Source organism: Gimesia aquarii (assembly GCF_007748175.1).
In the GTDB taxonomy this organism is placed as follows: Bacteria; Planctomycetota; Planctomycetia; order Planctomycetales; family Planctomycetaceae; genus Gimesia; species Gimesia aquarii_A.
In genome coordinates, this window is record NZ_CP037422.1 from 3,451,205 (window position 1) to 3,473,548 (window position 22,344).

Sequence of the window (22,344 nt, forward strand, 5' to 3'; positions counted from 1 at the left end):
CTGACTTTAAAACAAATGCGAGTCTTTTCATTTCACACACCATGTCAAAGGTAACCAATGAAATTGATACCCCATAATTATTGCCTTTTAACTTGTGTAAGTCCTTGCTTCCTGCTCATTGTGTTGTTGATGAATCAGAGCCAAGCGGCTGAGACTCCTAATATTATTTACATTATGGCAGACGATCTGGGATATGGTGACCTCGGTTGTTATGGGCAGAAAGTGATCAAAACTCCCCATATCGACCAATTGGCAAAAGAGGGCATGCGGTTCACAAATCACTATTCCGGCCATACAGTTTGCCGTCCTTCAAGATTAGTCCTGCTTACGGGCATCCACACTGGTCATACTCCTATCAGTCAAAATGAGCAATATTATTTTCCTGCTGGTGCTACCACTGTAACAACACTCTTAAAAAATTTTGGATATGCAACTGGGGGAGTAGGCAAATGGGCATTAGGACCGCCTGAAACAACAGGGGTCCCCAGTATGCAAGGATTTGATTACTGGTTTGGATATCTAGACCAGGGAAACGCTCATAATTTTTATCCGGAGTTCCTTTGGAGTAATGAACAGGAAATCTCACTTCCTGGAAATAAAGTCGGAAACCAAAAAAGAGTCTCGGTTGAGCGTGAAACATATTCGCACGATCTATTAACACAAGAGGCACTGAACTTTATCAAGGTTAACCAGAAGAAACCTTTTTTCCTTCAGGCACATTACACGATTCCGCATGCGAATAATGAAGGAGGACGCGCAACTGGCGACGGAATGGAAGTTCCCGAGTATGGAGAATATGCTGATCAGGAATGGCCAGCCCCGGAAAAAGGCTTCGCAGCAATGATCACGCGCCTGGATCGAGATGTTGGAAATCTGGTCAGCCTGCTGAAAAAACTGAATCTGGAGCAAAATACAATTATCTTTTTCACTTCAGATAATGGCCCTCACCAGGAAGGCATGCATCTGGTTGATTTCTTTAATTCGAACGGACCATTACGCGGTTACAAGCGAGACCTCTATGAAGGAGGCATTCGCGTTCCCTTAATTGTCAAGTGGCCCGGCAAAATAGAAGCAAATTCGACGACGGATCACATCAGTGCATTCTGGGATTTCCTGCCGACAGCCTGTGAGTTAGCGGGTATTAATCCACCACAAAATATAGATGGGATCTCATATCTTCCTACTCTACTTGGTGAATCCCAGACGGCCCACGATTCCTTATTCTGGAAATATCGAGGAAAAATCGCATTGAGATCAGGCAAATGGAAAGCTGTCCAAACAGGAAAGGAAAAACCTCTGGAACTCTATGATCTCGACAAAGATGAGGGAGAGCACCACAACATCGCAGACAAACATCCTACCGTTACTGCCCATATGAAGCAGATGATCATTGAGAGTCAGTCGCCTCGCTGAGATTACTCCTGGAATGGCTGGTGATTTTTTTTGCAGGTGCTACGTCAGATGATTTCATGGATTGGCTCTGTATGCTCAACTCCTACCAACTTTTGATCCAAACCACCATAAAAATAAGACAAACGATTTGGATTAAGTCCCATCTGATTCAGGATTGTCGCGTGCAATCGTTTAACGTGAAATGGCTTCTCGACCGCTGCCGACCCCAACTCATCTGTTGCACCAACAGTAGTACCGCCTTTTATCCCTCCACCAGCAGTCCACATTGTAAAGCCAAAGGAATTATGATCACGTCCTGTGCCTTTTGCATACTCTGCCGTTGGCTGTCTTCCAAATTCACCGCCCCAGACAATCATAGTTTCATCAAATAATCCGCGAGATTTTAAATCCTTAATTAACGCAGCAATAGGTTGATCAGTATTGCCTGCATGAAAACTATGATTTTTTTCCAAATCTCCATGCGCATCCCAGTTGGAATCATTATGGTTTCCACCAGAATATAACTGAATAAAGCGCACACCTCGCTCAACTAGTCTGCGTGCCAACAGACATCTTCTGCCAAAATCAGCGGTACGGGGATTATTGAGCCCATATAATTCTTGTGTTTGCTTTGTTTCTGAAGAAATATCTGCTGCTTCCGGTGCATGTTTCTGCATCTTGAAAGCCAGTTCGTAACTGGCAATACGAGCAGCCAGTTCCGAGTTACCAGTACGAGTAGCCTGGTGTTTTTCATTTGCTTCTTTTAAAGCATCCAACAGTTCACGTTGAACTGCTTTACTCATCCCTTCAGGACGACGCAAATCAATCAACGGTGCCCCTTCAGAACGCATTGTTGTTCCTTGGTAAGTCGCCGGCATAAATCCACTCGACCAGTTCTTGGCACCACTAATCGGTCCCCCTGTCGGATCAAGCATGACGACATACCCGGGAAGATTTTCATTCTCAGTTCCTAAACCATAATTAAGCCAAGAGCCAAGACTGGGAAATCCACTCAGAATTCTACCCGAGTTCATCATCAACATGGCAGAACCGTGAATGGGAGAGTCGGCCGTCATCGATTTCAAAAACGCAATATCATCAACACAGGTAGCCAAATGGGGAAATAGATCAGAGACCCACTGACCTGATTCACCATATTGTTTGAACTTCCATTTCGGGCCAACGACGCGTCCTTCATTTTTTTCACCGCCGCGGCCTTTCGTTTTGACAGGGATCGTCTTGCCATCCAAACCATAGAGTTTTGGTTTGTGATCAAAAGTATCAACATGACTTGGACCACCATACATAAAAAGGAAGATCACACTTTTCGCCTTGGGCTTAAAATGCGGGTCTTTAGGCGCCAAAGGATTCTGATATTGGCCGACACCATCGGCGGCAACGGCTTGAGAATTCAAAAATCCATCAGCAGACAACATTCCCGTTAAAGCAACCGAAGCAAAACCGCCTCCCGCTTCCCATAAAAACTCCCGACGTGTACGACGGCAGAACTGTGCATGTCCAGCTGATTTCATTTGCTGATCTACCAGATGATTTGATTTTAGTTCTGATGCCATGATTGATCCTTACACAAACTCAGAGACAAATTTTCCCAAGATCACTTAAATTTTCTTTGCATTAATCCAGATAAACAAATTCATTCCGATTCAGAATTGTTAAGCAGAAATATTCCAATGCCTGTTTTTCTTTCAGGGAATGCTTTTTCATCAGAGTATTAATTAATCGTACTCCTTCATCAACTTCATTCATCTTTGGTGGACGCCCATAGGCCAGACGAATTGCGCGTGAAACAAATTCGGAATGCGAATTTCTCACTTCTTCGAAAATTCTATTTGCAAAATGTTCGGCCTGCTGATTCACAAAGTCTCCATTAATCATTCCCAATGCTTGTGCCGGTTGTGTGGTCACAAATCGGACGGCACAGGTACTATCAGTATCTGCAAAGTCAAAATTGAAAAGCAGGGGAGTCACTAACGAACGCTTTACAAAAATGTAAATGCTTCTTCGTGCCCTTTCTTCCTCTGATGACTTACCCCATCCCTCACCGGGTCGCGATTGGCCTTGTAACACTTCTTTCGATATCAAAGGGTAAAATCCGGGGCCGTACATTTTGGGATTCAGACGACCATTTACTTTCAATATGGAATCACGAACTTCTTCTGCACTAAGTCGCCGCATGTTAAACCGCCAGAATAAATCATTGGCCGGATCGATGGCTGCTGCCTGTTCTGAATACTGTGAAGACATCTGATAAGTATTCGACATCATGATCAATTTATGTAAGGATTTGAACTTCTGCCCACGTCCGACGAATTCGAGGGCTAACCAGTCCAGTAGTTCGGGATGTGTGGGTGGCATACCTAATTGACCGAAGTTGTTAGGTGACTGAACGATTGCCCGACCGAAGTGATGCTGCCAGATTCGATTGACGATCACTCGCGAGGTTAGCATGTTATCAGGATTCGCAATCCACTCAGCCAGCACACGCCGCCTGCCGGATGTCTTTTGATCTTTATCAAGAGGTGGTATTTGTATCTCATTATGCCCAAATATCCGCGGAAAACCCGGCTCCACCTTTTTCCCACGAACATGGGGATTTCCTCTTAAAAGCACAAAGGTTTCGCGCGGTGTTTTCAGACTGCGACTGACACTTAGAGCCATTTTTCGAGGAGGAAATTGCTTTCGACTCTTCTCCAGCTTCTGCATTTCATGCTTCATCGCCTGATAGGCTTTGATTTGAGCCGGTTCCAAATACTGCTCCAATTTTTCTTTCAATAATTTTTTACGCTGATGGGTTTCAGATCGCCTTTGATCAACAGCCGACATTTTTTTGACGCCCGTCTGCTCGAGCTGAAACAGCTTTTTCTTAAGCTCTTTTTTCTCCACATCGTACTTCGAATAGAGAGTAGAAATTTCAGGATCGGAAATATCGGTTTGATTAAAGGACCGTTGATCAGACCGTGTTCCATAAGAGTTCAAACCATGAAAAAACGCAAGAAAACTGTAATAATCCTCGTGAGGAATCGGATCGATTTTATGTTCGTGGCAACGGGCACAATTCAAAGTAAGTCCTAAAAAAACCTGACTTGTTGTCGAAACAATATCATCCATTTCATTGTAGTAGCTCAGTAATTTATCAGCGGGTTCATCATCCCAGAGACCAAGACGATAATATCCAGTAGCAATGATTGTCTCACTTGATACATTTTCGAGTTCATCACCCGCCAATTGTTCTTTGACGAATTGATCATAGGGTTTATCACTATTGAAGGAACGAATCACATAGTCGCGAAAACGCCAGGCGTTTGGTTTCGCACCGTCACGCTCAAAACTGTTCGTATCAGCATAACGCACAAGATCAAGCCAATGACGAGCCCAGCGTTCTCCATAACGGGGCGAAGCTAACAGACGATCGATCAATTTTTCGTAAGCATCGGGAGACTGGTCGTTGACAAACTGATCTACTTCTTCAGGAGTAGGTGGTAAACCCGTCAAATTAAAATAGGCCCGCCGAATCAGAGTCACGCGATCCGCAGGTGGCGCAGGGGAGAGTCCTTTCTGCTCTAGTTTTGACAAAATAAATGCATCAATGGGGTTCTTGATCCACTTGCTTTGTCTTGTCTTTGGTGGTGTGCTTTTCTTGGGAGGTAGAAACGCCCAATGCTTTTTCCATTCAGCTCCCTGTTGGATCCATTTCCTGATTAATTCAATTTGTTCCTGTTTAAGACGTTCTCCCTCCGGAGGCATCTGATGATCTTCTTCTTGGGAAATAATACGAGTGAGCAGCTCGCTTTGTTCAGGGTGTTGAGGAACAATAGCGGTGGCTTCAGAATCTAACTGTTTAAAAGCGTGTTCACTCTGATCGAGACGTAAACCACCTTCTTGCACATCAGGTCCATGACATGCATAGCAATGCTTCGCCAATATAGGCTGAATCTGCTGTCTGAATTCAACGGCCGGAACCTTATCTTGCTGAACTGGTTTGGTGTTATTGGTTTCTGTCCATCCGAAAAGTGGCACACTAAGTTCGACAAATAGAACGATAACACAAAAAAGTAGCGTCTTGACTTTCAGGCTGAATTTGAAGGAACTTGTCCGTTTCATACTTAGCCCCTTTAAAAATGTACATTCATCAACTTATTATTTAAACGCCGTAAACTTAATCACAACTATAACGAATTGTCTCGCTCTTGTCTATTCTCAAATGTAACTTGGATAATAGTCAATTCAAGATTAAACCGACCTAAGTTATTTGCCGTAAAGCCCCTCGAGATGATCTCATCCATCCAATGATTTACAGGTTTTCAAAGTAGCCTGTCTGCAAATTAACTGATTGTGCTATAATTACTGACGCGCTGGTTAACTGGCATGTGCTTCTGATTTGAGGAGAATCCACTGGATGAATCGATTATTTCCTCCATTCTCAGGACGATTCTACCTGAGAAATGTTAACATCAGAATTCTTCTATGCGTCTGTATTTTGTTAATTTATCCATGTGCTTATCTACTGTCTAACGATGAGCAAGACGGACATCAGCTCATCGCGTTTTTAGATCCTCCCGCAGACAAAGAAGTTCCAGACCAGACAGAACCTGAAAATGAAGCCTCAAATAATCGTGAGGAGTTGATCCACCGAATCTATCGTAACAGAAGTTTGAGATCACAGTTCGAAAGAGCCGAGCACAAATTTCGGAATCAAGAAATCACCGAAGGCGCGCTACAATTAGAAAAACTTCTTGATCATCAGGAAGACTACTTCTTCTGGCCTGAAGGGCAACCCCGCCCGCTAAACTTCAGACAGCGTACACGTGAACTTTTTTCAGTCGCTTCACCACGAGCACTTTCAGATTATGAGAGGATTTCCGGCCCACAGTCAGACTGGTTTCTGAAGCAAGCGAAACAGAATAATGATCTAACGATGTACGAATACCTGGCGTTACGATTTTTTCCACTCCAGGCTGGTTTTGAAGCGCTAGACTATTTAGCCTCTCACTACCTGGAGCAAGGTAACTTCGATTTTTCAGCGCGCTATTGGGATCAATTATTGAATAGCAGAATTCATAAAAGACGAATGCGACCAACCCACTTTCTTAAAGCGGCAGTTGCATATCAACGATCTGGTCAACCTGAAAAAGTTTCCAAAATACTGACGGTCAGAGGCACACTACCAGTCACAGTATCTGGTGTCAAAAGTAACCTGTCTGAGGCAATCAAGAGGGTAAACGCTTCACTTGAGAAAATGAACTTGAAAGAAAATCCTGGATGGTTTCTCTCGCAAGGAAATCCCCAACGAAACCGATCTATCAATGCCAGCCTGCCATATCTGAATCCTCGCTGGAGTCATCCGATAGCTCGAACCAAAAAATCCAGGCCACTTGATACCTTAAGAAACTGGCAAATCAAACAGAACAGAGAGGACCTCTCAACGGCTGTCGCAAATACTCCGATCGCAGTAGATAATCTGGTCATTTATCGAGATTTTGAAGGTATCAGAGCAGTCAATATAGAAACGGGAACAACATCCTGGTTATTTAAAAGCGATGGCAGTCTCAATAGTCTGATTGACCGTATTGAAAGCCAAACTCCTTCCCACTCAACTTATTCACAAAATTTACCGCTCGATAAATTCTACTACTTCAGTTCCCTATACGGCTCACTTTCCACTAACGGGCAGTATGTGTTTGCCATAGATTATCTACCAAATCCAAGTCCTCAAATTCCACCACAGTTGAATCTGGGAATTCGACGCCGAATTTCTCATTTCCCACTTGTCTCTCAGAGAGGAAACCGGCTCCTGGCTTTACCAGTGAAACTGACAACGGCTCGTTCAATCGATAATGAATCTGTTAAAAATTCATCGACTTCTACCCAAAAAGACTCACTTCAAACAAAACCTGCCTGGAATATTGATGGCTACTATTTTCTAGGCGCACCTCTGCCTGTTGGTAACTCAATTTATGCCGTTGCAGAACATAATAGTCAGATCTCTATACTTTGTATCAACCCGAGAAATGGAAACATCCATTGGAAACAAGGGATTGTCTATGTCAACCAGCCTATTCACTCAGATCGTAACAGAGCTCATAAGCAATGTCCGCTCGCCAGCAGTCAGGGGATTATCGTCTGCCCCACACAAATTGACACACTCGTTGCTATCGACGCAACAAATGGAGATTTACTCTGGAATTACTATTATGGTGAAGGAGACCATTACCGTAGAATTTCACAAAAACGATATTATGCTCCGGTTTCGTTTGGTCATCCAGGTCTGACCAGCGTACCAGTGATTGATAAAAATCGAATTTACTATTTACCCAGTGGATCACCGTTCATTCATTGTATCGATTTGAAATCGGGCGTTCCACTGTGGGATGAAGTTCCTCGAGAAGATGGCGAATTCGTTGCTGCAGTCGTTGATCAAACAGTTCTCATCGTTGGCTCTGATTACTGCCGTGGACGACATATTGAAGATGGTCGAGAACTCTGGCATCTACATGTCGGCCCCGTCACTGGCAAGGGAATTTTGTCGCGTAATAATTATCTCCTGCCAATTAAATCGGGAAGTCTACTCAGTATTCACATCCCTTCAGGAAAAGAATCCGGCTTCACTCTTAGTAACGCAACCCAAATTTCTGATATCCTGAACCGCGAGTTTAAACAAAAATTGCGACGCGAGGCCGACTATGCCTTCCAGGATACATCTAAAGCTACACGGTCTCAGAGTAAAAGTAGAACACAACACAATTGGTATCCTGGAAATATCATCGCACATCAGGGTCACATTATTTCTCTAGGTCTTTGGCAAATCGATTCGTTTGCCCAGGCTGAAGCAATGCTTGCCAGTTTGCCGCAAGACCAAGAAAGATCGCTCATTTCTGCAAAGGCTCAGAGTAATCAATTAATCAAAGCTGAATTGGAACTTTCACTCGGAAATCTGGAAAATGCACAACGAAAACTCGAGGCCTTAATTTCTGTGCAGTCCGCTTCCCTGGTGAAAGAACGCTCGGAGTCACTGTTACGAGAATTACTCTACGCAGAATTAAACGAATCCAACCAAAACGAATTCCAGATATTGGCGAAAATTGAAGATCTAGCTTCCACACCTCTGGAGCGAGGTCGTTTCTTATCACGAAAGTCAAAGTATCTACTTGAACAACAAGACTATCAGGGCTTGATGGAGATTGCTGAGGAATTTAAAAAGATCGATGTAGAGCAACCTTTAGCTATGGCGGGCGATACGAATCATCTAGTGACGGTAAAGAGCCTCATTAGCGGACTGATGGAAAAAGTAACACAAAAAGCGTCCCCAGATGCACGCGAAGCAGTTGACTTGATTATTTCTAATGACCAGCAAATAGCTCTCAACGATGGATCTGTTATCGCTCTACAATCATTCCTCGACACCTATGGTAGTTGGCCTCAAGCAGTAGCAGTACGTAGTGCTTTGGCTGATCAATTGATACAACAGGGAGAAAACCAAAGGGCGGAATTTTTGCTTTTGGAAAATCACTCTAACCCCAATCCTGAAATAGCTGCTACTGCGACACGTCAACTGCTGGAATTATGGGAACTGGTTGGTTTACCTCATGAAGCGGCTTCATTGTTACAAAATCTTAACGACCGATTTGCAAACGTGACACTCGATTCCGGAATCACAGGTTCTCAGTACGTCAAACGCTTTAACCGTGCTTCGCAAGTGTGGACTATTTTTCAAGCCATGCAACCTTTAAAACATTCTGTCTCACATGTTTCAATCAAACAAAGCCACATAGGCCCTGTACCACCGGCAACCAAAGTAATCTATAAAAATTACGAACGTAAATTTCTCCCTCCACCAGAAATTTCTCAACTCTTGCTGAAGGCAGGCACAACTCTTAATATCGTCAACAAGCATGCTGGACAAAACATTGGGAAAGTCAAAATATCTGACCGGGTCTCCTATCCATATCAATCTCGCACTTCATTTGTAGGGCATTTCATTCCTCTTGGTAGTAATCGAAAAATCCAGGGAGTTTCTCTGCTGCATCTTCAAGATGAATTGTCTAAACCACTGTGGACTGCAGAATTTGATAATTTGAGTAGTTCACAATCAGTGTTTTATGTAGGTCCATCCGGTCCGCGTGTCTGTATTTTTCAGTGGGATAATCAGTTATTTGGATTGAATCCTGCTACAGGCAAAGTTTTATGGGAACGCAGAAACATTCCCACTAAATCAGGTTATTTAAGTGATTCCAGCAAGGGTTTGATCGGTGATCAAAAAGCAATTGTCGCTTTCAACATCAATCGAACAAATTACGATGTTTATAATTCGATCACGGGAGAATTGATTCGAAAAGGGGAACTGGAACTGAATAGCCGCTCGCGCCATGCATTCGGACGAAAGCTCTTTTATCAAACAACATCCACTACCGAAAAAAGAGTACGTTTGTGGGATCCGTTATCCGACCGATTATTACTTGATGAGCCAGTATTGAATTCAGGATTTTCAACACAGGTCTCCGCTAATGAACTGGCTATTCTACTGCCTCCTAATCGACTCAGAGTATTGAATGTAGAGACGGGTGATACCGTTGTCGAATCGATTATCCCTGATAACTTACTTGAAAACTTAAACAAATTTGTCGGTTTTTCTGATAAGAAACGATACTACTTTAATTTCTCTTATACAACACCTCGCAGACGGTCTCCTCATCGTGACTTTTATGTGAGTGATTCTTTTTTAAATGTAGTGCATGTCGACAACGATTTAATTTGCATCGACAAAAAATCTGGAAGTATGCTTTGGAGCCGCAACCTTCCCAAACGATCTTGGATTGATACTTCTCAATACCAACTTCCGTTTTTGATATTCATAAGTAAAATTCGGACTGAATCAAAAACCACAAGCTATTCTTTTCTCTTCGAGATCATGGACGCAAAAACGGGGAACACGATCGGTTTTAAAGAGAACATTATTAAAGACACACTTCTACAAATGCATATCGAACCACGATTGAATAAAATACTCCTACAAGGAATGAATAGTGCCATCGAAATTGATTTTCGAGATTTCCAGAAACCTCTGAAAAATATCTTTGATACGCCTCTCTAACAATTCATTAATTTGCTTGACCTGAACCTTTCGCATACATAGGCTGTCTCATAGAGAAATCAGCGGCTGTGGTATAATGGTATTACTCCAGCTTCCCAAGCTGGTGACGAGGGTTCGATTCCCTTCAGCCGCTCTCTTTCCTGTATCTGTGAAATCACACACACTCCAATGTTAATTTGGAAGTTGCGTGATTAAGCCAGAGTATAATCAAACTCGATAAAAAGTATGATCTGTGCTAGCTCTTCACTTGCCTCGTATCCGCCGAGCGAATTTGTTCGAGTTGTTTTGCCACTGTAGAGAAGGGGACCTCATGAGGCAGTTTCTGCGTTGTAGCAGCAAGTGCTGAAGCCACGCCTGCTGCTTCCCCCATCGCTACGGCATTTCCAGTAACTCGGTAACTGCTATGTGCAATAAAATCACCGCTGATACACCGGCCCGCCATCATCAGCCCAGTCACATCACGGGCAATTAAAGCCCGTAGAGGAATATCATAAGGTCGCGACTTAAACGGTTTCTTTTCAATCGCCTTAGTCTTATCGGGATTAGTAGAATGGACATCAATTCCAAAACGCACACGACAAATCCCATCCTCAAACCGGGCGCCCTTCTTTAAATCATCACTTATGACATGATATCTTCCTCTGATCCGCCGACCTTCGCGCGTACCAATGTGTTCTGCTGTGGCAACGATCTCTAAGTTTGTCCAGGGACTACCTAACTTTTTCAAACTATTGATCAACTTATGGACTTCACGACGTGCTTGCAAGGTGGCATCGGTCACATGCGCTGCATCAATCGCCAGTGTTCCATATTCATGATTCGCCATCATGGCATATAGCCCTTCACGCACTCGAAAAATCGTCGGACCGCCATAGGAAGGATCGACGCCCGCTCGTTGAAATTCTGCCAGAAGATTTTTCTTTGGATTTCCTAGCTTGCGAGGTTCTGCATCTCCTCGAATGAATGGGGCGATTCCATCAGTGGTCACCCCTGTCAGCAATACCATTAGACTCATCGGTTGAGTAAGTCCTGTTCCCGGTTGACCAAATTCATAGCCACAGCCTGCCTGTGCCGCTAAATCGCCATCACCCGAACAATCAATAAAAGACTTCGCTCTCCACGCCTGCCTGCCGGATTTGGATTCTGTCACAATCACTGAAAGTCGATTATTAATATCCGTCACAGCACCCACAACTCGGGTATGCAACTGAATTTTGACGCCTGCCTCTAATAACAAATCTTCCAACAGCAATTTTGTTTTCTCAGTATCGTAAGCCACCGATCCATTCTGCAATGGATTACTGGCACCTCTCTCTTCCAGTTTTTGTAAAATTTCACGCATCACACCCGGTTTGTTTTGAGCATCTATAATTAATGTCAGAGCTCCCGCAGTCCAGACTCCACCTACACAACCATTTACTTCGAGCAACCTGGTTTTGGCACCGCTCCTTGCAGATGCCAAGGCGGCCGCGACTCCGGCCGGGCCACCTCCACATACAATCACATCGTCCTCTTCAACAATGGGAATGTTCCGAGCCGCCTCATGAAAAACTTTTCCATCGGGAGAAATCCAACCACTGGTCCGAACATGTTGTGCTGAAGAATTCCATACGGATTGTCCTCCTCCATCAATAATCATCGTATTCGATGGTCGCGTAATACCATCCAGGATAGGCTCTTTAGCAGAGGATGCAGTAGTTCCTGTAACAAAAGCCGCTGTGCCACCGGCAAGGTATTTCCCAAAATCTCGACGGTCTATTTTCTTGTTGGTCATGGCACATACCTCTTTTATTTTACTTTGAATTATCAACAGACTCTAAATTCATTTAGCCATTGAGTCGTTTTTGAACTTCGGTCACGACGTCATCAATGTAAACACGCACCTGTTCCAGTGTATCACGATCACGCAAGGTAACACAGTTATCTTGTTCGGTATCACCATCCACAGTCAAGCAGAAAGGTGTTCCAATTTCATCCTGACGCCGATAACGGCGTCCAATCGCTCCTTGCTGATCATAAACGGCCTGAACCCCTGCAGATTTCAAACGTTGATAGATTGACGACGCCACTTCCGGCATACCAGCTTTTTTGATTAAAGGAAACACCGCTGCTTTCACGGGAGCTAACTTGGGATGGAACCGCATCACCGTTCGAGTCTGCATGTTGCCTTTTTCATCGGGTTGCTCATCTTCGTAGTATGCTTCACAAAGAAACGCGAGTGTGGCGCGATCTGCACCTGCGGCGGGCTCAATCACATGCGGTGTAAATCGTTCTCGTGTCTGGTCATCAAAGTAAGTCAAATCCTTACCACTTCCTTTGTATTTGGGCTGACCATGTTCATTCTGTTCGACCACCAATTGATCTCCTTCACGAACTAGTTTACCCTCCATATGTGAACGCAAATCGAAATCGCCGCGATGGGCTACCCCTTCAAGTTCACCATATTCATTCTCCTCCATGAAAGGAAACGCATACTCAACATCGGCTGTACCGACAGAGTAGTGAGCGAGTTCCTCTTGTGTATGATCACGGAGAATCAAATTGTCTTCTGCTATGCCATGTTTGATATACCAGTTATAACGACGATCTCGCCAATACTTGTACCACTCAAATGACTCATCCGGATGACAGAAGAACTCCATTTCCATCTGCTCAAATTCACGAGAACGAAAGGTGTAGTTGCGCGGCGTAATTTCATTGCGAAAACTTTTTCCGATCTGAGCAATTCCAAATGGAATTTTCACTCGCCCGCTATCAACCACATTTTTGAAATTCACGAACATTCCTTGCGCTGTCTCCGGACGCAGAAAGGCGGTTCCTTCTTCACCAGACAATGCACCAATGATTGTTTTAAACATTAAGTTAAACTCACGTGGTTCAGTCAGTTCTCCACCAGTTTCGGGACAACGCGCCTCCAGTTTTCCAGTTGCTGGAATATCGGCATCCCTGAGCATCTTGCTGTATTCCATAAGGTTACAGACAGATATTTGATGAGTTTCACTGACAGCAATCCCTTGCTCTTTTTCATACTCCGTAATTGCCTTTTCCAAACGTTTACGTTTCGTTTTTGAAAGACCTTCTTCTCCAATATCTGCCATATAAGTCTCACAGGCAACGGGAGAACTATCGGACGCATATGCAACGGCAACAGAAACATGATCGACACGGAAACGCGCCTTGGATTCTTTCGAGTCGACCATAAAATCATGAAACAAATCAAAATGGCCGGAGCTTTTCCAGACACTGGGATGCATAATAATCGTCGTTTCGACACCGGTCATAGCAAAGGGCTTCGGAGCACCTTCGGGAGCAACCAATTCATTGTGCGTTGTAATCATGTCAGACCACCAGGCTTCTCTGACATTCCGTTTGAGTTCAACTCCTAAGGGACCATAATCCCAGAAACCTTGAAGGCCACCATAAATTTCTGAAGACTGAAAAATGAATCCTCGCCGTTTACACAACGCAACAATTTTCTCCATCTCTTTTTTCATTGAATTGGTCTTTCAATCTTATCTTTCAAAGATACTCTATAGTGAGAATTAATCTTTAGTAGAAGCATAATAGTACTCATACATTCAACTACAATGTAATTTCTCCTGATGCCTGCTTAAATTCAGGGACAGCAGAAATGAGACCACGTTGCGAACATAGTTGAATATCCGTTTCAAAGCCACGTTGAATCAAGTTTTGGCCTCCGATACTGGCACGCATCGCTGATAAAATCCCATCTTCCTTTGATGTCTGTAAGCGATAGTAGTCTGCCACAATGCGAGTCGAATCATCCAAAGCCAATGCCTGGCCAGAGAGATTCTGAAGTTCCACGGCAATCGCCCCTGCGCATAAACAATCCTCTCCTGTCACACTGCCATCAGTCCCAGCACAAACAAGACAGATAATACCATCTAAGATACTCAGCTCTTTAACAAGGGCATCCAGGTTTAGAAATGAACCGATCAAGATCCGCTTTGCCTGAAAAGCTCGTTTCAGAGCTCTTGTTCCATTACTGGTCGTAAAAACAATACTTTTCCCATCAACAACTTCAGCTGGATAACGGGCAGGGGAGTTATCCAGATCAAATCCCTCGATCATCACTCCCAATCGCTCTCCCCCCAGTAAAACCTGAGCTCCTTCTGATTTCTTCAGTTTTTCAGCAACCAGATGCGCTTCTTCAACTTCCTGGCAGGGAACCACTGATTTTGCACCTGAATTTAAGGCATATGCGATCGTGGAAGAAGCACGCAAGATATCCAAAATCACCGCAACACTTCCTGAGAACTCATCAGGTTGTGACAATAATGGTAATAAACAGGTTCGAATCTCAGTTGGCATGGCTTGTTAACAACGGCAATCAATTATGAGTTGAGGAGTAAAGAATTCAACGTGCTTTGTCTGAAATATCTTTTCGACACCAGGCACCATCCCATCTGATACATTTGACCGCCTGATAGGCTTTCAGTTTCGCCTCGCCGATGGTTTCTCCAATGGCAGTCACCCCCAAAACTCGGCCACCATCTGTAACGACCTGACCTTCTTGCATTGTTGTTCCTGCATGAAAAACTTTGGTATCCGATAACTGTGCTGCCTCATCCAAACCCCGAATCACTTTTCCTTTTTCGTAGTCACCAGGATAACCTTCTGAAGCCATAACCACGCAGACTGTCGGACGTTCATCCCATTCCAGCGGATCGATACTTTCCAACCGCTCTTCTGCTGCAGCTAGTAAAAGTTCTCCCAGATCGGTTTTGAGTCGCATCAGCACGGGCTGCGCTTCTGGATCACCAAAGCGAACATTAAATTCGAGAACTTTCGGTCCTTGATTTGTAATCATCAAACCCGCATAGAGTATCCCGTTAAAAGCACGGTCTTCAATTTTCATTACGTTAACCATAGGAACCAGAATCTTTTCAATGATCTCGTCCATCATTGTTTCTGTCACCAATGGCGCTGGACTATAGGCTCCCATTCCACCGGTATTCGGACCTTTATCACCATCATGAGCCGCCTTGTGATCTTGTGATGTCTCTAAAGGGATAATGGTGGAACCACTCACAATTGCCAGAATACTGACTTCCTGGCCAATCAATTTTTCTTCAATAATGATTGTACTACCAGCATCTCCAAATTCCTTGATTCTCATCAAAGACTTGATCGCATCAAGGGCTTCCTGTTTAGTATCGCAAAGTATAACTCCCTTACCGGCTGCCAAACCATCTGCCTTGATCACTAATGGCTGCTCTTCACGATCTTCCAGATAAGCCTCGGCTGCTTCAAAGTTGAAAAAAGTTTCTGACTTTGCCGTCGGAACATTGGCTTTCCACATCATCTGCTTCGCAAATGACTTGCTGCCTTCAAGTTCTGCTGCTGCTTTCGAGGGACCAAAAACAGCAACTCCCGCCTCACGTAATGCATCGGCCATGCCTTCCACTAGAGGTACCTCAGGTCCAACAACAGCCAACCGAATCGACTCTTCTTTAGCAAACGATACCATCCTGGGAATATCCGAGACATTAATCGCAACGTTTGTCGCTTCTGACTGTGTTCCGGCATTTCCCGGCGCACAAAAAACCTGACTGACACTCTCAGACTGAGCCAGTTTCCAAGCCAGAGCATGCTCACGGCCCCCCTGACCAATCACTAAAACTTTCATTGTTTATGTTACCTACACGCAATTAATCTTTGAAAAAATAGGAACATTTCAATTCAAAGAATTGTTCATTCCGACTGAAGTGGAGTATATCAGCACTGTTTTCCACCTAGTAGCATGGCTCACTGAATTTTGTATTTTGATGCTAAAAAGCTGATTTATCGCTATAGATGAGAACGATAGAACATGAATTCAGATCCAGATTCGATCAACCATCAACTAATATAAACGGAATCCGCTCAACGATTGGACGAAACCAACATTAGACCATATAATACTCCGTTCAAAGAACGTTCATGGCAAAGATGGCATGAATTTCAAAATCTACACAGTCTGAACCATACTTCTCTTCCGGCTGTCGTACAAAATAAGCACAGGCTGTAATCGTTGGCTCTGAATAATCATTTTCATCGTAACATCCGCTTGTAGCAGTTGACTTAAAATCAATCTCTTAAAAGACTTTTATCCTTTTAGCTGTCTGGAGAATTTAAAGTGTTTGATACTGTCGCCATTCTTGGTGCTACGGGTGCCGTTGGGCATATTATGCGAAAACTGCTGGAAGATCGTAAATTTCAAGCAAATCAATTTCGGTTCCTGGCATCAGCGCGATCTGCCGGTAAAACTCTAGAATTCCAAGGGAAAACCTATACCCTTGAAGAATTAACTAAAGATTCCTTTGAGGGAGTTGAACTGGTGATTTCGTCTACTCCCGACGACACTGCAGCTGAGTTCCTACCATCGGCAATTGAAGCGGGCGCGATTGTGATTGACGAGTCAGGCTACTGGCGAATGAAACCTGAAGTGGCGCTTGTCATTCCTGAAATCAACCCAGAAGCAGCTTTGGAAGCAAAAGGCATCATTGCCAGCCCGAACTGTTCAACAACTCAGATGGTCATGGCCTTAAAACCTCTCCACGACGCGTCTCCCGTTCGACGGGTGATTGTGAGCACTTATCAAGCGACCAGTGGAGCAGGAGTCGTTGGCACCAGCGATCTTATGGAAGGTTCGCGCGCATTCTTAGACGGTGAAGACCATGAGTATCAAGCCTTTCAACACCCGATCGCCTTTAACGCCATTCCTCAAATCGGTAGTGAAAAAGAAGCGGGATACACCAGCGAAGAAATGAAAATGGTGTATGAAACCCGTAAAATTCTCGGAGATGACACAATACAAATCAATCCGACCTGCGTTCGCATTCCAGTTGCTAACTGTCACAGTGAAACAATCACGGTCGAAACAGAGCGTCCTATTTCTCCTGAAGAAGCGCACCAGCTATTCGAAGCATTCCCTGGAATTACGGTGGTAGATGACCTGAAGAATTTCTCGTATCCGCTTCCCTCCACCTGTGATGGCAGTGATGAAGTCTTCATTGGTCGCATCCGCCGTGATATCTCTTCTCCGAATGGACTCAGTTTCTGGTGTGTAAGTGACAATCTGCGTAAAGGTGCTGCCACAAATGCTGTCCAAATTGCAGAGTTGCTCGCAAAACATCGAGCCTGCACTTAAGGAACGAGAACGCCACTTCACGTTCCCAACAGGTACAGTCCTTTTCTGACTTCTTTTGCTCTGCTTCGTTTTTTAAGTTAACTCCCTAAAGGCAACACAATGAATACGTTTCATTATCAGAACGGTGAACTCTTCTGCGAAAATGTTCCCGTCACCAGATTGGCCGAAGAATTTGGTACACCGCTTTGGATCTATTCAAAATCAGCGTTTCTCGGCCGTCTGAAGGAAATTCAGGATGCTTTTGCAGAGGTCGATCCTGTCATCTGTTATTCCGTCAAGGCTAACGGAAATCTGAGCATTCTAAAAACGATGAACGATGCCGGCAGTAGTTTCGATGTGGTTTCAGGAGGGGAACTGTTCCGAGTCCAGCAAGCAGGTGCCGATACATCACGTGTTGTGTTCGCAGGCGTTGGAAAGACCGATGAAGAAATCCGCCAGGCTTTACAAGCCGATATTCTGATGTTTGATGTAGAAAGTGAGGCCGAACTCGACGCCATTGCCACAATAGCAGAGGAACTCGGCTGCATCGGTCGGGTCGCCTTACGTCTGAACCCTGATATTGATGCTAAAACTCACCGTAAAACTACCACTGGGAAAAAGGGCAATAAATTTGGGATGGACATCGAACGAGCCACACAGCTGGCCGACAAAGTCTTGAATGATGACCGACTGGAACTTACAGGAATTCATATGCATCTTGGATCTCCGATTCTTTCAACAGATCCTTACGCCAAAGCGGTCAAGAAAGGCGCTGAAGTCATTGCCCAGCTCCGTGAAAAGGGACATAAAACCAACTGGTTGAATCTGGGAGGCGGATTTGGAATCAGCTATAAAACCAATGAAGGACCTTCGGCTCAGACATATGCTGATGTCATCGTTCCAACAATCAAAGAAATCGGATGCCGCCTGGCTTTGGAACCTGGACGTTTTATTGCAGGAAACTCGGGCGTTTTAATCAGCCAAATTGTCTTCACCAAACGGGAAGGGGGGAAACTCTTTTACATCCAGGATGGGGGCATGACGGATTTGATTCGTCCCGCTATGTACGACTCTTATCATCGGGTCTGGCCAGTGAAGTCTGCGATTCCCATGCCTCTCGACTGTGAAGGAGAAATTGCAGGCTGTGAACCCGCTGACGTTGTTGGTCCGGTCTGTGAATCTTGTGATTATTTCGCGAAAGACCGTTATCTTCCTCCGATGCAACGCGCTGACTATCTTTGCACATTCAGCGCAGGAGCCTATGGATCTGTAATGAGTAGTAATTACAACGCTCGGCCCCGCAGTGTTGAAGTATTGGTCGATGGGAGTGACTACCAGGTGATTCGCCGACGGGAAACATACGAGGAACTCATCGCTTTAGAGCAAGTATAGCTCGGAAATCAATGAATTCAGACTGCTTGACATTGTGTTCATAAGACCAGTTCCCGACGGTCGGGTTGTATCAATTATCGGGTTCCTGCGATCTCTAATGTGATGGCAACAGGAAAGATACGGTTACTCGCTATCTTCGATTGAACCGTTATCGCCGTTAGAAACGATGATAATTGATACAGAAGCTACTACAGAGAGTATGTCCATTCGGATACCCTGGATTGTAATTCTAAAAAGACTTGAACTGAAATAACCGAATTGTGTTGTTTTGGGAAAGGTAGTAAGAATAGTATATACAATCTGTTTACATCAATTTTCATTGAATGATCCCCTATCTGTCAGGTAGATGAGATATAAGTCTGGTCCACCTTCAGTTAGTCCGAAATGAATAGCCGGCAACCAAGACGACACGGAGTCGACTGAATGTCTTTAAAAAATCGGATCCTGGCAACTTTTGCTCTGGCGTTCCTCTGCGCCTTGAGTGCATTAACGCGTGCCTGGACACAAGATAAAGTACCTCCCCAAAATCAGGATCCGGTTTCCAATTTCAACTTAACCGCTGATGACTTGCTGCTTACTAAACCCGAAACCCCCGAGCAACTCATGCAGGCCGTCGTTCAACTCACAGACCTCGGTCAAGCAACTTCTGCGAAGCCGTATCTTAAACAGTTGATGAAAGCAGACATCGATAATGAAACTGTGTTGATGTTACGAGATAAATATGGCCCGGCTGCATTCATTGCTTTGGCGAACAATAAAACATTACAACCTGAATCAACTGAGCTGCTCAAAAAAATGGAAGTGGCTTTTCGTGCTTATGCCACTGATCCTGCCCGTATTGATGGGTTAATCAATGATCTCACAGGCTCACCAACAGATCGCGCCATTGCGATCATTGAATTGAAATCTGCTGGTGCTATTGTTGCGTCTCCGATCTTGAAGCGATTGGGAAAAAGCGAAGATCCGACCACCAAGGATGAATTGGCATTTGCGCTGTCGCAATTAGGTTCACCCGTAGTTCAACCATTAATCGCCGCTGTGCGTTCTCCCAACCTCAATATCCGCAAGGTAGCCGCTGATGTGCTTGGAGATATTGGTGATCCAGCTGCAATTCTTTATCTCTGGAATCCGGCTTTTTCGCAAAGTCAGCCTAAAAGTATTCAAATCTCCGCCCGCATTGCATTGGCAAAACTACTTGGAAAAGATACTCGTAAGACAGAAGAGCTAAACCGACACGGTGCACAACTGGAGTTAAAAAAAGCAGCCATTCGCTTGTACCAAACCTATAATGATCAGTCAGAGAATCAAAAAATCTGGGTCTGGGATACCAAACAAGAGACGGTCATACAAAAAGAGATTCCTGCAGAAGAAACAAATTTAACTCTAGGTCTGCGTTTTGCCAAAGAAGCTTTGGAAATGTCTCCCGACCGCGAAGATGTGCAGACACTCTATTTAGCAATGGCGCTCGCGATGGACGCCTATCGTGTTGGTTGGAATAACCCGCTTCCACAAGGCAAGGGGACTGCATTCAATTTAGCCCTGCTATCGGGATCGAAAGCTGTCAGCCAGGTCCTTGCTTTAGCCATGAAAAACGGACACACTCCCAGTGCCATTGCCGCTCTGAAAGCGTTAGGGCAGATCGGTTCACGCACTCTTCTTTATGAAAAACTGGATAAGCATTCTTCGGTCATTGCTGCATTGAACTATCCTGATCGTCGAGTCCAATTTGCCGCTGCAACAGCAATCATGCAACTTGATCCAACCAAAACGTTTCCAGGCGCTACACGAGTGATCGCCATTCTCACTCGAGCCTTACGCGGAGAAGGTTCACAATCAGCAATTGTAATTGACTCCAGCGTACCACGCGCTCAATCGATGGCTGGTACCTTTAATGAACTTGGATATAACACTCAACCTTATCAGACAGGAAAAGCAGGATTTAAAGCAGCCACAAGTCGCATGGATATCGAATTCATTGCTCTGGAAGCCAATATCGCACGTTGGGGACTTTCTCAAACGATTGCCAATCTGCGAGCTGATTCCCGAACAGCAAATATACCGATCATCATCTACGGCCCACTTCGCCTGAAGAACAAAATAGAATATTCAATCCGACGTTATCCTTTGGTTCATTACATTGTCGAATCGAATGATTCTAAAAATGTAGGAAATCAAATCAGACCTTTCCTGAGCAGCTTGAAAACTCCAGAATTGACCGGAGACATCCGGACTGAATACCGAAAGGCTGCGCTGTATTGGCTATCTCACATCGCATCCAGTCAACGCACCAAGATTTATGATCTGGAATCAGCTGAAAAACCCTTATTGCAACTGGTCCCTGATCGAGATTTGGCGTCGAATGCACTCATCACCCTTGGGGGCATCCCTACACGCTCTGCTCAGGCAGACCTGGTGAAAGTCATTGTAAATAATGTATTCAAAGCCGATGTCAAAGAAATTGCCGCTCTGCAACTTGCTTTTCATATTCAGAAATACGGATTGTTGATTGATTCCATGCAGGTTGCTGAGATTCAAAAAGCATATCAGGCAGCACAAGATCCAGATTTGAACACCGCACTGGCTTCGGTTTTAGGCACACTTCAGCCTGATAATAAAATCGTTGGAGAACGACTACAAAAGTTTCAACCAGAGACAAACACTCCTTAATCGGTTGCTGATTGAGGACTTTCATTTGTCTCAGGAATTGCCTTTGCAGGTTTAATCAACGCTGCAATCACCAACCCTCCAATCATCCAGGTCAAAAGTAAGTCCAGCATCATCGCTCGGGTAAAATCGGCTGGATAATACATCCAGTTCTTCAAATTGAGAAAAGAAACAATCGCCGCAAAGACTCCAATTAAAGCGATAAATCGAAATCTCTGAAAGTAAGTCATCCTGGCCCCGTTTTTAATCGCCATTGATAATAAAGTCGCTGCAATAAAACTGGACAGCATATTGATCAAAAGTCCCGCGATCATCATTTGCGGTGGCATCGGAGGCATGCCCTCCACTTTATAAATCACTGAAAAAATGGGCCCCGCCTGATGTTTCTTCTCGAACTCCTGCATCATCGCATCCATTTCAGGTCCGGGTCCGGAAGGACTCTCCGGATATGCAGGATACAGGTAATAGCCATCTTCCAGATTCTGCTTCTTGAGCACATCGATCACAGCTTGTGAATCGGGTAAGGGTCTTAATGTTCCATCGTGAATGGGTAAAACCATCCAGGACAACATGCCCCAAACAAATAGAATAATTCCGGACAGTATAGAAGCTAAAATGATTCTACCCATTAGATTGTCCCTTTGCAGAAGTAACT

Annotated in this window: 12 protein-coding genes and 1 tRNA gene; 6 read left to right on the forward strand and 7 right to left on the reverse strand. The window is 44.4% G+C overall.

Annotated features, from left to right (window positions below):
* The first annotated feature begins 129 nt into the window (after positions 1 to 129).
* The gene (locus V202x_RS13200; protein ID WP_197993373.1) at positions 130 to 1,413 is read left to right on the forward strand and encodes an arylsulfatase; all 1,284 of its coding nucleotides are present in this window, start codon (positions 130 to 132) and stop codon (positions 1,411 to 1,413) included.
* A gap of 44 nt (positions 1,414 to 1,457) precedes the next feature.
* Here the strand turns inward: V202x_RS13200 and V202x_RS13205 are convergent, their stop codons facing one another.
* Together V202x_RS13205 and V202x_RS13210 are read right to left on the reverse strand one after the other, a co-directional pair.
* On the reverse strand, positions 1,458 to 2,924 hold the full coding sequence (locus V202x_RS13205; protein WP_145180573.1) for a DUF1501 domain-containing protein: 1,467 nt from the start codon (positions 2,922 to 2,924) through the stop codon (positions 1,458 to 1,460).
* 103 nt (positions 2,925 to 3,027) lie between these two features.
* Entirely contained in the window at positions 3,028 to 5,514 is a 2,487-nt protein-coding gene (locus V202x_RS13210; RefSeq protein WP_145175453.1) for a PSD1 and planctomycete cytochrome C domain-containing protein, read from the reverse strand.
* A 295-nt stretch (positions 5,515 to 5,809) separates the two neighbouring features.
* Here V202x_RS13210 and V202x_RS13215 point away from each other — a divergent pair, with 295 nt between their 5' ends.
* Entirely contained in the window at positions 5,810 to 10,501 is a 4,692-nt protein-coding gene (locus tag V202x_RS13215) for a PQQ-binding-like beta-propeller repeat protein (protein WP_145175456.1), read from the forward strand.
* A gap of 62 nt (positions 10,502 to 10,563) precedes the next feature.
* Positions 10,564 to 10,634, forward strand: a tRNA-Gly gene (locus V202x_RS13220).
* Between the two features lie 102 nt (positions 10,635 to 10,736).
* Here the strand turns inward: V202x_RS13220 and V202x_RS13225 are convergent.
* The 4 genes from V202x_RS13225 to purD form a co-directional block, all read right to left on the reverse strand.
* Positions 10,737 to 12,275, reverse strand: coding sequence for an FAD-dependent oxidoreductase (locus tag V202x_RS13225; RefSeq protein ID WP_145175459.1), 1,539 nt, complete (start codon positions 12,273 to 12,275; stop codon positions 10,737 to 10,739).
* 52 nt (positions 12,276 to 12,327) lie between these two features.
* On the reverse strand, positions 12,328 to 13,995 hold the full coding sequence (locus V202x_RS13230) for a glycine--tRNA ligase (protein ID WP_197993374.1): 1,668 nt from the start codon (positions 13,993 to 13,995) through the stop codon (positions 12,328 to 12,330).
* 88 nt (positions 13,996 to 14,083) lie between these two features.
* The gene (locus V202x_RS13235) at positions 14,084 to 14,833 is read right to left on the reverse strand and encodes a 2-phosphosulfolactate phosphatase (protein WP_145175462.1); all 750 of its coding nucleotides are present in this window, start codon (positions 14,831 to 14,833) and stop codon (positions 14,084 to 14,086) included.
* Between the two features lie 46 nt (positions 14,834 to 14,879).
* The gene (gene purD, locus V202x_RS13240; RefSeq protein WP_145175465.1) at positions 14,880 to 16,151 is read right to left on the reverse strand and encodes a phosphoribosylamine--glycine ligase; all 1,272 of its coding nucleotides are present in this window, start codon (positions 16,149 to 16,151) and stop codon (positions 14,880 to 14,882) included.
* A gap of 489 nt (positions 16,152 to 16,640) precedes the next feature.
* On the opposite strand from purD, the gene V202x_RS13245 reads away from it, so the two are divergent.
* The 3 genes from V202x_RS13245 to V202x_RS13255 all read left to right on the forward strand — a co-directional run bounded on the left by V202x_RS13245 (position 16,641) and on the right by V202x_RS13255 (position 21,692).
* On the forward strand, positions 16,641 to 17,654 hold the full coding sequence (locus V202x_RS13245) for an aspartate-semialdehyde dehydrogenase (protein ID WP_145175468.1): 1,014 nt from the start codon (positions 16,641 to 16,643) through the stop codon (positions 17,652 to 17,654).
* Positions 17,655 to 17,753: 99 nt separating this feature from the next.
* Complete coding sequence (gene lysA / locus V202x_RS13250; RefSeq protein WP_145175471.1) at positions 17,754 to 19,025, forward strand: diaminopimelate decarboxylase; 1,272 nt, start codon at positions 17,754 to 17,756, stop codon at positions 19,023 to 19,025.
* Positions 19,026 to 19,448: 423 nt separating this feature from the next.
* Positions 19,449 to 21,692, forward strand: coding sequence for a HEAT repeat domain-containing protein (locus V202x_RS13255; RefSeq protein ID WP_145175474.1), 2,244 nt, complete (start codon positions 19,449 to 19,451; stop codon positions 21,690 to 21,692).
* On the opposite strand, the gene V202x_RS13260 is transcribed toward V202x_RS13255, so the two are convergent.
* Positions 21,689 to 22,318, reverse strand: a complete 630-nt coding sequence (locus V202x_RS13260) for a hypothetical protein (protein ID WP_145175477.1) — start codon at positions 22,316 to 22,318, stop codon at positions 21,689 to 21,691. The two genes, V202x_RS13255 and V202x_RS13260, sit on opposite strands and share 4 nt — an antisense overlap.
* Positions 22,319 to 22,344: the final 26 nt, after the last annotated feature.